Genomic DNA, 12,511 nt, shown 5'->3' with positions numbered 1-12,511 from the left:
ATACTAATTCCGCACAGTAAATCGGGAGTAAAAGGCACTTCTTCCATACATGCTATTACTTTGTTACAATAGATTGTGGATAACATAGACTGATTTGTGAATAAGTTTGTGGAAATTTCGGAAAATAAGGAGACATCAAAAAATGGAAAAGTACAGCTGTGAAAGCCATATAGATCACGCTTTAGACATGTTTGTAGCAGAGCAAAAAGTGTTCCCAATTATGGATAAAATCGAAGAGGATAAAAAGTTATCCACAAAGTGTAGCTACTGTGAACAGGCAGCAGAATATATTGTATCAAGTAAATAACTTTACACAATATATAGAGAGTGCTTGTGGATATGTTGATAACTTTTGTGGATAATTTGTTTGTAAATGAATTGTAAAGGTGGATAACGTGTGAATATAACGATTGTATCAGTCGGCAAACTAAAAGAAAAGTACTTAAAAATGGGGATCGATGAGTACGTAAAACGTCTTGGCGGCTATGCAAAAATGGATTTGGTTGAAGTGCCAGACGAAAAGGCACCTGAACAGCTAAGTGAAGCTGAAATGGATATCGTCAAGAAAAAAGAGGGCGAACGCATCCTAACGAAAATCAGTCCGGATGCCTATGTAATTGTCCTAGCCATCAACGGCAAAATGAAAACCTCCGAACAAATGGCAGCCGATATTGAATCCCTCATGACCTACGGCAAAAGCAAAATTGCCTTCGTCATCGGCGGCTCCCTCGGTCTACACGAAGATGTCCTAAAACGAGCCGACGAACAGCAATCTTTTGGTAAGATGACACTTCCCCACCAGCTCATGAAGCTCGTGCTAGTCGAGCAGATTTATCGTAGTTTTAGGATTATGAAGGGTGAACCGTACCATAAGTAAGGGTGGTTTTGGAATTTTTAGGATAAAAGGACTAACTATATCATATTAGTCAACTTAGTTATGTATATGAAAAATATATTTATAATGGTACTATATGTATAAAATTGAAATTTATAAGGGGATTGATTATGGAGTATTTAAGTAACTTTCAATCAAGAGAAGATTTGGTAAATTTGTATAAAGACAATGCATTATTATTATATGCATTAGAATTGAGATTGCAAATTCAAGACATTCAAGCAGTTGCAACAGATGCTTTAACAGATGGGAACGATGATAAAAAGTGTGATTTAGTATATATATCTGAAGAAGATGGAATTGCAATTATTGCACAAGGATACATGGCTCAAAAATCCCGATACTCTGCGCCAGCTAATAAAGCGAGTGATTTAAATACTGCTATAACTTGGCTTTTAAATGAAAATATAGATAAATTACCTTTAGATATAAAAGCAGCCGCAATACAATTGAGAGAAGCTTTATCAGAAGGAAAAATACATACATTGCAAGTATGGTTTGTGCATAATTGTCCAGAATCAGAAAATGTACGTAATGAAATGAATGCAGTAAAGTTATCTTTAATTCAGGCAATAAAAGAATACGTTAAAGAGGAAAGTTCCATTAACATACTATCTTTTGAAGTAGGTAATGAAACTTTAAATAATTGGTATAAAGCATCATCTGTCCCGATTTTAGTTACAGACGAGTTTGATATTCCGATAAAAAATGGCGGATATGCTATTGAAGGGGAAAATTGGAAAAGTTATATGACCTCAATTCCTTTAATTTTCTTATATGACAATTACCAAAAATATAAAGATGATTTATTTTCATCAAATATCAGAGGGTATTTAGGGAGCCTTAATAAGAAAAATAATATTAATAATGGAATCAAAAAAACAGTAGAAAATACACCAGATAATTTTCTGATTTATAACAATGGCTTAACTATCGTTGTAAACGAATTTGTAGGAATTAACGATCAATTAATAAGAATTAAAGGTTTATCTATCGTTAATGGTGCTCAAACAACTGGGGCGGTTGGGTCTGTAATAACTAGACCTAGTAAAGATGCCTTAGTAACTGTAAGATTTATAAAATGTGACGATCAAAATATTTTAAGAAATATTATTGAATTTAATAATAAACAGAATGTTGTAGAATCTTCGGATTTTAGAAGTACAGATGAAGTTCAAGGCAATCTTAGAAAACAATTTGGTCTTATTCCTAATGTTATTTATTTAGGTGGCCGGAGAGGTGGTAGTGAAGATAAGATTAAAAGATATAGTAATTTAATTTCACATGATATAGTTGCTCAATGTTTAACAGCATATCATCAAGATCCAGGTACGGCATATAATAGAAAAAAAGAGATTTGGGAAAGTAACTCACTTTATTCAAATATTTTTAGCGAAAAAACATCAGCTAGACATATCCTTTATGTTTATTCTTTATATCAGGCTATTGAAAGTAAAAAAAATTCTTTAAAAGCTCTGCATAAAGAAGGTGCATTAGATGTTACAAGTAAAGCTATATACGAATTTTTAATTGTAAGAGGCTCTGTATGGGTACTTATTGCAGCTGTGGCTAATTGTATAGATAGTTTACTGGGTGTAACTGTAAGAGATTCATTTGACTTAAAGTTTAAAGAGGATATCAGTTTAGAAGAATCGGTTGTGTTGTGGGAACAGCAATTGAATATTATGTTACCTTTTGTAACTTCATTAATACCAGCTGTACAAAATGGTGTGAAAGCTAAGGAAATTATCAATCAATCAATTAAAGATTTTACTGAAAAGACAGCCTCTATAATAAGTGTTATGAAGATAAACCCTGGGACATCAAGTACATTAACTGAATTTGCTAGTAAAATAGATTATTAAATTGCATATTCCTACATCGCGGAAAATTATAAATAATATGAAATTATAAGCTTGGAATTCATTTTGAATTCCAAGCTTTATGTTTTCTAAACATGCAAGAGCCCTGTAGGAAATAGGCATAATACACATCCTCTTGCAGAAGAAAGGATTGACAACCTTATCAATAATTATAAAGGAGAGTTATTTTTTATAGATTCAACTTTATTAAAAGAAATCTCTGAAAGAATTAATGATTGGAAAAATTTTTTGAATGAAGATATAGGATTTATTTTTGAATCTTATGAAAAATATGGTTCCATTTATTTAGGTCCATGGCATAAAAAAATGCTGAGGGATAGAATTGATTACTAGTTTATTTTGTACGGTTTTAAAATCATGTCCCGTTTCATTTGCTATTTTCCGTAAGGAATAACCCTTCTCCTCATACAAAAATTTGATATGAAGAACTTGTATCATTGTAAGTATCCTTTCCATTCCTCCTAATCAACTTTTTTGCCAATTAGAAGGTTAGTAGATTTGAAGGGTACGGACAATGATATTTTTGTACGTTTTAAAGGACCTGTAACTGCTAGAATATCCACTTACAATCTGCTCCTTTTTTATTTTTCCCTTTCCACGTAATCAACTATATATAAATTGACCTGTAGTCATAATTAATAATCATAAAATAAATATTCTAAAATTTAATCAATAATATAATAAGATAAATATTGACCGCGAGTATAAAAAGTATTATAAATAGTTTAGAAGTTATTTCCAAAAAGGGGAAATGTGAGTTGTCTAATACACGTGTACATTTTATGGATTTTTTAAAAGTGTTTCTTTCTTGCACTGTAATTGTCCACCATGCAGGTCAACCTTATGGCGGGGCAAATGGTTTTTGGTATGTACGAGATTTGGGTGTCGATTCTGATTTGGGCGTTTTTTTTGGGATAAACTCTGCCTTTAATATGAGTCTTTATTTTTTTCTTTCTGCTTATTTTATACCTCTTGCGTATAAACACAAAGGGAGTATAGGTTTTTTGAAAGATCGGTTGAAAAGAATTGGTATACCTTTATTATTTGGATTTATAGTAATAATTCCTTTAATAATGTACTTTTATTATAATGAATTTCGTGGTTACCCTCACCTATCGTTATATGAATACTATAAAAATATTTATCTAGGATTTGGAGAAAAGCCATTGAATTGGGCAGGACCATCTTGGCCAGACCTAAATTTTGGCCATCTTTGGTTTATTGAACATCTTCTTATTTATTCACTGATATATCTAGTATTAATGAATCTTTTTAAAAAAATTAATTTACCAAAAATTTCAATTTACCCAACACATAAACATATTTTTAAATTTGTTATTATCATATCGTTAATCACTTTTTTAGTTCGAATAAGTTATTCGATTGATGAATGGATTGGTGTTCTAGGTTTTATCCAAATGGAGTATGCACACTTTCCTCAATATTTAGCATTTGTAGTTTTGGGAATAACAGCTGCTAATAATAACTGGATTTATCATATCCCTAAAAGTGTTGGTAATTTATGGTTATTTATAGGGGTTTTATTAATTGCTTTAAATGTAATTGGGTTTGTACCACATTCAAGGGGTGGATGGGATAGTAGTTCACTTATTTATGCAGTCTATGAGACCTTTTTATGTACAGGACTTTCAATTGGTTTAATTGAATTATTTCAACGTAAATTAAATAGAAAATCAAAATGGATTGAGGCTTTATCTAAAAATTCCTTTTGTGTTTATATTATTCATATTCCGGTTTTAATTGGAATTCAATATATTTTAATTAGTGTATCTGTTTCAGGCTATATAAAATTTGTATTAGCATCACTATTGGGGATCGTATTTAGCCATTTAATATCGTATTTTATTATTCGAAAATTACCGGTTATTAGTCTACTATTCTCTGGGACAAATCATAGACGTTCTCAAGGTTTAGTGAATAAATTTAATAAGAAGAGTATATATTAGTTCTCTGCTTGTCTCCAATTCTCTCTTTGACAACATCCCTGCGAGTTTTTATAACACAGGCTATTCTCGCAGGATTACTTTGGAAATCAACAGGATCTTTATGATGATATTCCTTTAAAGAAAACATCAAAACTCATCATAAGTTGTGTAATAAGATCATCCTCGCCACCACCAAGACACCAGTGGGTTAATACACCAATAAACATTTGAATAGTTAAGTCTGCCAGTGTTTCAGGGGATAATTTTTGTGTAAATTCCCCTTTTTCTTGTCCATACTTAAAAATTGGAATCAATAAAGCACGAAGATTATTCATATTATCTATGTGATTATTTAAATTATCAGCACTTGAGAGAGTTGCCATTAAAGTTGCTCTTCTTAATGACCTTGTATAGTTTAAATTATGTACGATATTAATTAACGAAGAGAGTAGTTTAGGTACTACTGGACTTGTGATATTCATTAATTTTTCAGCTTCCGAATAGATTGAAAATCTTTCAAAATCTTCTATGACTGCTTCTTTTGTCGGAAAATAATTAAAAAAAGTACCCTTAGAAACTCCAGCTAATTTCACAATATCTTCAACCCTTGTCGACTCATATCCGTTTTCCGAAAATAATTTGAAAGCAGCGTTTGTTATAGCTAATTTAGTTTGTCGTTTCTTTTCTTCCCTTCCCAACTTTATTCACTCCATTTCTTGCAATAACGTTATTATTAATTCTACTATAAATAACTGTTTAAAAAGTATTATTATGAATAACAGACAGCTATTATTGATATGCTCCCAATTAGGTAGACAGATAAAGAAATTCATCTTATCATTACATTTAAATTTATCGAATTATCCATAGGCGAAAATTCTGTAAAACGAAATTTGATGTGAAGCTTCATTTACGCCTTGCCTATATGGCAAAAAGGTATTGTTATCCGGATTAAGCCGTACTGACAAATGCCATCGAAAATGACCACCATCATTTAGGAGTATTCATTGATGACAAAGAATGCATGTACATCTTTGGCCGTGGCTACTTAGATTACGAACGGTTTAATCGAATGACAGAGGAAGGGTATTTTGCTGTTACTCGTTTGCGTTACCCGAAAATCCATCTGTTTTATCCGATCAACTGGTCGTAATTGAGACGACACAAAATCGGTCTGAAAATGTACCTTTCTTAATTAAAGTCCTCGATTCAAAAGGGAATGAACGTATTTACAAATCAGTAGTTAATTAAAAGCTGCTTTATGGAAATCTCTACGTAAAATTCAAGGAGAGAGCGTTTTATAAAGAATTAATCATCGTTGTTGCACAAGCCACAGGATATAGTAAAAAGTGGTTTGTTACTACCTTTGTTTTTAACTACTTACGCATATATTTTAACGTAATTTTCCATTTTTTATTTCCGGCTTGGAGTGTAAAAACGACCACACTGAAATGCGAAATTTGTAGAAAAAGTATCGGGCACTATTAAAAGTGCCTGATACTTTTTTGTTTTATCGGGAGTGGATGGGGTATTAACTATCTTAAGCAAGTTATATAGCAAGAGGTATTGTAGGAATAAACGAAAGAGAAAGGAGTTATAGCCAACATGTGGTTGAGTAAAAAGTTACTATTGATCTTTAGCACAATCGTAGTCTGCCTTTTATCTGGTTGTGTAGAGAAGCAGAAGCTTGAAGACGGATCTGAACTGATCAATAAAAATCAATTTGTTTTTGCTACTTCTGGTGAATTTAAGCCATTTAGTTATATAAATGACGATCTTACAATGTCGGGCTTTGATATTGAGGTTGGTGAAGCGATTGCAAAGGAAATGGGCCTAGAGCCGGTTCAAAAACGAATCAAGTTCAAAGGGATTGTGGAAGGGGTGAAAACAGGAAGAGCGGATGCAGCCGTTGCAAGTCACACGATTAACCCGCAGCGGAGTAAACATGTTTCTTTCTCTACCCCCTATTATTATTCAGGACCGAAAATTTTCACCAGACCGGATAGTAAAATTAGGACTGTTGAAGATTTAAGAGGAAAGGAAGTAGCTGTTGCAAAAGGATCAACATATGCCGATACAGCTTCCAAGTATACAGACAACATAAAAACATATGACAGCGATATTACAGCATTAAAGGCATTAAGCAGTGGACGTCATGATGCAGTAATCACAGATTTTGTTACAGGAAAAACTGCTGAAAAGGAAGGTTTTAAGATTAAAGGACAACAATTAATTAATCGCAGTGAACAAGCGATTGTGTTGCCTCAGGATAATCCAAAACTATTGAAGCGAGTAAATGAATCTTTGGAACAACTTCGGGAAAATGGAACATTGACTCAAATCAGTATCAAATATTTTGGTGAGGACATTACCAAAAAATCCGAATAAACCAATGCTATAAAAGAAAGGAAGTAGTACTTTGCCAAGTTTTTCGCATTTTTTTCAAATACTAATCGAAACAAAAGGTGTATTCTTTAAAGCTATGCTTTTAACATTAGAGCTGACGGTGGTTTCTATCTTACTGGGAATCATCATCGGACTAGTCTTTGCCTTATTAAAAATTTCTAATATAAAAATTTTAGAACTTATTTCAGATATATATGTCTATTTGGTTCGAGGAACACCACTGATTGTTCAAATATTTATCCTCTATTTCGGAATTAGCGGGATTTTCCTTCTTCCTGATTTTTGGGCTGCTTCCCTTGCTCTAGCGCTACATAATGGAGCTTATATTTCTGAAATCCTTCGAGGAGCAATTCAGTCAGTCGATAATGGCCAATTTGAAGCAGGACGCTCTTTGGGGATGACAAAGACACTGACATTAAGAAGGATTATTCTCCCACAGGCATTCCGTAGAGCGTTGCCGCCTTTAGGCAATCAATTTATCATAAGTTTAAAAGACTCTTCGTTAGCCGCATTTATCTCCATGAATGAACTGTTTAATGTGGCGACAACACTTGGGTCGAATAATTTCGATGAAATGACCTACTTACTCATTGTAGCAGTCTACTATTTATTGCTGGTAGCATTGATGACATTTGTAGTGAACCGAACTGAACTAAAATTAGCAGTAAGCGACAGATAGGAGCTGAAAAGAGTGGATACCAAGGAAATGATTAAAATAAGTCAATTGAATAAATCGTTTGGAGACTTACATGTATTGAAAAATATCGACATGACAGTCTATGAGAGCGATGTTGTTTGTCTAATAGGATCGAGCGGGTCAGGGAAAAGCACCCTTCTTCGCTGCTTGAACTTTTTAGAAAGAAAAGATAACGGCAATATTATAATTGAGGGAAATGAAGTCAATCCAAGGACAGATGACCTTAACAAGATTAGAGAAAAGGTTGGGATGGTGTTTCAAAATTTCAACTTATTCCCACATAAAACGGTTTTAGAAAATATTATTGAAGCACCTGTTATGGTAAAGGGTGTAGACAAAGAAAAAGCTATCATCAAAGCAAAACAATTACTGAAAAAAGTAGGTTTGGAGGATAAGTCGGATGTCTATCCTAGTAAACTATCAGGGGGGCAAAAGCAACGGGTGGCGATTGCTAGAGCACTTGCGATGGAACCAGACATTATGCTTTTTGATGAGCCAACATCGGCACTCGATCCTGAGCTTGTGGGAGAGGTTTTAACAACCATGAAAGATTTGGCTGAAGAAGGAATGACAATGGTTGTTGTAACCCATGAAATGGGATTCGCAAAAGAGGTAGCTGATTGGATTGTGTATATGCATGATGGGAAAATTATTGAACGCGGCACACCTGAACAATTTTTCAATCATCCGAAAGAGGATAGAACACGAGAATTTTTAACTGCAACAATGCTTAAATAAAACTAAAAGGTTCTGAACGGTAGGGTTAGAATCTCTTATGGTTTTGCATTAAATATTGGATGCCTAGATAAAGCTTGTACAGCCAACCTTATTATAAGTAAGTGAAAATAGCAAAAAGAGAAATTGCAAAGCGCAATTTCTCTTTTTACTGGAACCGTACTTATTTTAATTATAACTCAACCTCGGTAACTTCATTATTACCATTACCATTGCCGTTGCCGTTGCCCGGCTTTTCAACCGACACGTCAAATGTTAATGTGTGGTCACCATACGTTGCTGTAATTGTGGTAGTACCTTGACCTTTACCTTTTACAGCCCCTGCTTTTACAGTAGCTATTTTATCATTTGCTACTTCGTAGGTTGCAAGCGTAGTAACATCTTTTTCTGTTGTTCTACCCTCAAAAGTAGTTACCTCAGTAATCTTAACTATAACCTCTTTACCTATTCTAGTTTCAACCTGAGCTTGGTCAATTTCTAGTGTTACGATTGGTGTTTCTACAACAGGTGCTTTAACTGTAACACTTACCGTAACCTCATGATCACCATATGAAATAGTAATCGTAGTCGTGCCCTCACCTATAGCAGTTACTAATCCATTTGCTATTGTTGCAACATTTTCATCTCCCACAACATAAGTAGCTTTTGAAGTTACATCTTCCTCTGTTGCTTCACCTTCTGAAGGAGTAGATGTCTCTGTTACCGTAAGTTGTGCAGATTCCCCAGCTGTTAGGTCTAGCTCAGTTGGATTGACAGAAAGTGTCACTTTTGGTTCAACTACATCTTTTTCAAATATTAGTGCTTCACCAACATTCCCTGCAGCGTCTTCAATTTTTACTGATACAGCATTAGTTTCTGTTGTTACTGGGAATGTGAAGCTACCGTCTTGATTTAATTCAAAAGGAACAGGCGCTTGTATTTCGCCATTCACAGTCGTAATATAGGAAGCTTTTAATTTATCATTTAAATTGTAGTTTAAACCATATAAATATAACTCTTCATTGTAGTCGATATACTTATCTGTTACCTTTCCTGTAGCGACACCTTCAGCTACTGAACCAGTAATTTCTGGTTTAGTCGTTTTCACGATAATTGGTCCAACATAATCGGAAACTACCCCTGATGCCGCAAGACCAGTAAAGTCAATAGTATAAAGACCATCTGGAATTGTTGTGGCAGGTTCTGTTCCCCATGGTTTGTATTGCCCAGCAATATTCAGCGTATAAGAGCCTTTTCCTAGCGCAGTACCTGCATGTAGATAACCGATGTAGCCATCACCATATTCTCCACCTTGAGGATTCATAATATCCCATAGCTCGATATAGTTAGTTGTTACATCGCCAGTTAATGTAAATGAAAGTACAGCTGAATCTTTCACGCCATCTCCATTAAAGGAGAGGTCTGTTTCTGTAATCTTTAAATCTTTAATTTCAGTTACTGCCTCGCTTCCAAAGTCAGCTGCGAATGGCAATGAAATTTCTGTAGCACCACCGCTGATGTGAATATACCCCAGTATTTCCGAGCCGTTTGGAGCTGTAGCTTGTGAAGCAGTTAATGTAAGATTTAACACTTGCTCACCAACTAGATTAAATGTTGGCTGGTCGACTGTAACAGTTGCATCACCAAATGATTTTGTCACATCAATTGATACATTATAATTACCGCCGTGCCCCTTTATATCTTTTACTAAAACTTGTTTCGTTACGGAAATATCCTGGTCTTTAAGTGATTGTGGACCAAAAGTAACTGTCCCTTTTAAGTTTTCTGAAACAGCTCCTGTTCCATCTAAAATTGCACTATCCAATGCATAAGCAAGAATTTCTGGATGTGCTGCAGCATAAGCATTTACACGACCTGCACCTTGAGAGAACACATCGTATTTTGTTTTATCTAAAACCTTTGCTGTATTAGAAAGCGCCACTTTTATGTCGAACGCATTCCAATCAGGATTTGCTTGTTTAAGTAATGCAACAATACCTGTAATATGCGGTGTTGCCATAGAGGTTCCTGTTTTACGATCATATGCCTCTGCGTAATCAGCATCAGGGAAATCCTTTTTATACATTGGAATCGTTGACATAATGTTTGTTCCAGGTGCACTTACATCTGGTTTAATATCAAAGTTTGGCGTAGATGGTCCACGGGAGCTTGAATCGTTTACTTCATCCCCCAGTGTCTTTGTGGAAGTAAATTGACTAAAGCTAACTTTTCCAATTCCACCGGCTAATGCAGCACGAATTGCATTACCATCCGTTTGGGACATATCAAATGTTGGTAGAAAAGCAAAGGAATCACCCAGGAATGTACCTGAAATATTAGGTGCATTTGTTCCACCAGCAAAGTTATGAATAATTGTGGCGACTGCTCCATTTGCCTTTGCGTTCGCAATTTTATCAACAAATGCGATGCTGCCACGAGAGATCAATGCCACTTTACCTTTTACATCGATTCCCTCATAGTCTTTTACTTCTCCGTTTCCAGGAATAGCAACTAGGTCAAATTCTCCTTGAAGCTGTGTTGCTAAATCCCTTCCAAAAGTTGTGCCCATTAATGGGAGCTGTTTTGTTAAGTTGTAGTCACCAACTGTAACATTCACTTCACCGTTATACATTGTTTCAGGATTTGTTGTGTTACCAACAGCAATTCCTAAACGAGCGGTTGCAGGCGTGCCCATTGTTCCTCGATTTGGGCCCGAGTTCCCTGTTGCAATTACTCCGATTGTTCCAGCCATCATTGCATTATTAATAGCAAATGAACCTGCGTCCGTTTCAGAGTTAGCCCCCCCACCAAGAGAAAGGTTGATTATGTCCATTTTTTCTGTTACAGCCGTTTCAATTGCTTTAACAATACCAGATGTAGCCCCACTTCCATATGCACCAAGAACACGGTAAGCATAAAGGTCTACTTTTGGAGCAATTCCTTTAATGCCGAAATTGTTAGCTCCAATTGCTGCAATGGTTCCAGCAACATGGGTACCGTGAGAAGTATAGAACGAGCTTCCCTTTTCATTAAATTCAGGTGTTCCAGCAGGACGCTCAGAAGGCAATGTTTCCGATGCATCGTCATCTGCCCGAGGCTTTGTGTAAGTTGATGAATTTGGAATAAAGTTTTTCCCACCTTTATAAATTCCAGCGAACTCGGGGTGATCTGCATCAATACCAGTATCTAATACTGCTACCTTTATACCTTGTCCTTCAATTCCTTCATTCCAAAGCTGTTCGATGCCGAGGAAAGAAATACTTGTATTCATTTGAGCCTCTAATTGATCTTCCTTAATCAGTTCTGATGATTTCATTGTCTTATCTTCTGATGCGTAAACAATTGCATCAGGTTCAATTAATGTTATTCCTTCTATTGAAAGCAGCTTTGGGAGATCATTTGCTTTCACAGTTGCTGCAAAACCGTTTAAAACAGTATCAAATGTGTAGCCTTGAGTCATTTGAACATTTTTAGTAGCTAATTCTTTTTTAACCTGTGCTTGTTGAGATTTTACATTTGACCGAACTTCATTTGCTCGCGCATTAGAGAACTTTTGGCCTTTCACTTGGCTCATTCCTTGCTCTAGTGCCACAGGCTTTTCAGATAAATGTACGATGACTGCAACTTCTTGATTGCCTGATACATTTTGTAAGCTTTCGTGAAGAGTTGGACCATCTTTAGACAAGCTTAGCTGTTCAGCGATAGCCGCCTTTAATTGAAGTATACTTTCACTTTGGCTATCCTGCTTGAATGGTTTCGAATCTTCAGCATTAGCACTCGATAATGGAACCAATAGAAAAAGCACCATAACGAAAGCTATCATACTACTTAAAAACTTCGTAAACTTAAACTTTTTCAAATCTCATTTCTCCCTCCACTCATAATTATCACACTTTTCAGTTTAGTGTGATATTTCCAATTTATCACAGGTGAGATAATTCGAATATCGGAATATTAAAAAATCTCAAAA

At 35.0% G+C, this 12,511-nt stretch carries 9 protein-coding genes and 1 pseudogene; 8 read left to right on the top strand and 2 right to left on the bottom strand.

The window, feature by feature from the left end; translation table 11 throughout:
- The first annotated feature begins 142 nt into the window (after positions 1 to 142).
- The 4 genes from NP781_RS22420 to NP781_RS22405 all read left to right on the top strand — a co-directional run bounded on the left by NP781_RS22420 (position 143) and on the right by NP781_RS22405 (position 4,745).
- Positions 143 to 307: a CxxH/CxxC protein gene (locus NP781_RS22420; protein ID WP_004233391.1), complete on the top strand. Its 165-nt coding sequence runs from the start codon at positions 143 to 145 to the stop codon at positions 305 to 307.
- A 90-nt stretch (positions 308 to 397) separates the two neighbouring features.
- Positions 398 to 877 carry a 23S rRNA (pseudouridine(1915)-N(3))-methyltransferase RlmH gene (gene rlmH / locus NP781_RS22415; RefSeq protein ID WP_221682457.1) on the top strand — a complete coding sequence of 160 codons (480 nt, stop codon included), beginning with the start codon at positions 398 to 400 and terminating at the stop codon, positions 875 to 877.
- Between the two features lie 128 nt (positions 878 to 1,005).
- Entirely contained in the window at positions 1,006 to 2,760 is a 1,755-nt protein-coding gene (locus tag NP781_RS22410) for an AIPR family protein (protein WP_066038353.1), read from the top strand.
- Positions 2,761 to 3,536: 776 nt separating this feature from the next.
- On the top strand, positions 3,537 to 4,745 hold the full coding sequence (locus NP781_RS22405) for an acyltransferase family protein (RefSeq protein ID WP_257520864.1): 1,209 nt from the start codon (positions 3,537 to 3,539) through the stop codon (positions 4,743 to 4,745).
- Between the two features lie 98 nt (positions 4,746 to 4,843).
- Here the strand turns inward: NP781_RS22405 and NP781_RS22400 are convergent, their stop codons facing one another.
- Complete coding sequence (locus NP781_RS22400) at positions 4,844 to 5,422, bottom strand: TetR/AcrR family transcriptional regulator (RefSeq protein WP_257520863.1); 579 nt, start codon at positions 5,420 to 5,422, stop codon at positions 4,844 to 4,846.
- Between the two features lie 176 nt (positions 5,423 to 5,598).
- Between NP781_RS22400 and NP781_RS22395 the strand changes: the two are divergent.
- The 4 genes and pseudogenes from NP781_RS22395 to NP781_RS22380 all read left to right on the top strand — a co-directional run.
- Positions 5,599 to 5,948, top strand: a pseudogene (locus NP781_RS22395) (IS4 family transposase); the annotation flags it as partial.
- 381 nt (positions 5,949 to 6,329) lie between these two features.
- Complete coding sequence (locus NP781_RS22390) at positions 6,330 to 7,112, top strand: transporter substrate-binding domain-containing protein (RefSeq protein WP_257520862.1); 783 nt, start codon at positions 6,330 to 6,332, stop codon at positions 7,110 to 7,112.
- Between the two features lie 31 nt (positions 7,113 to 7,143).
- Positions 7,144 to 7,809: an amino acid ABC transporter permease gene (locus NP781_RS22385; RefSeq protein WP_036077909.1), complete on the top strand. Its 666-nt coding sequence runs from the start codon at positions 7,144 to 7,146 to the stop codon at positions 7,807 to 7,809.
- A 12-nt stretch (positions 7,810 to 7,821) separates the two neighbouring features.
- A complete protein-coding gene (locus tag NP781_RS22380; RefSeq protein ID WP_306828771.1) occupies positions 7,822 to 8,565 on the top strand; it encodes an amino acid ABC transporter ATP-binding protein in 744 nt (247 codons plus the stop codon).
- Between the two features lie 169 nt (positions 8,566 to 8,734).
- Here the strand turns inward: NP781_RS22380 and NP781_RS22375 are convergent, their stop codons facing one another.
- The gene (locus NP781_RS22375) at positions 8,735 to 12,400 is read right to left on the bottom strand and encodes a S8 family serine peptidase (protein WP_257520861.1); all 3,666 of its coding nucleotides are present in this window, start codon (positions 12,398 to 12,400) and stop codon (positions 8,735 to 8,737) included.
- Positions 12,401 to 12,511 lie beyond the last annotated feature (111 nt).

It is taken from the genome of Lysinibacillus sp. FN11, from assembly GCF_024628845.1.
GTDB lineage: Bacteria > Bacillota > Bacilli > Bacillales_A > Planococcaceae > Lysinibacillus > Lysinibacillus capsici.
Note: the sequence above shows the minus strand (reverse complement) of the source record. Positions and strands in the feature narration are given on the sequence as shown.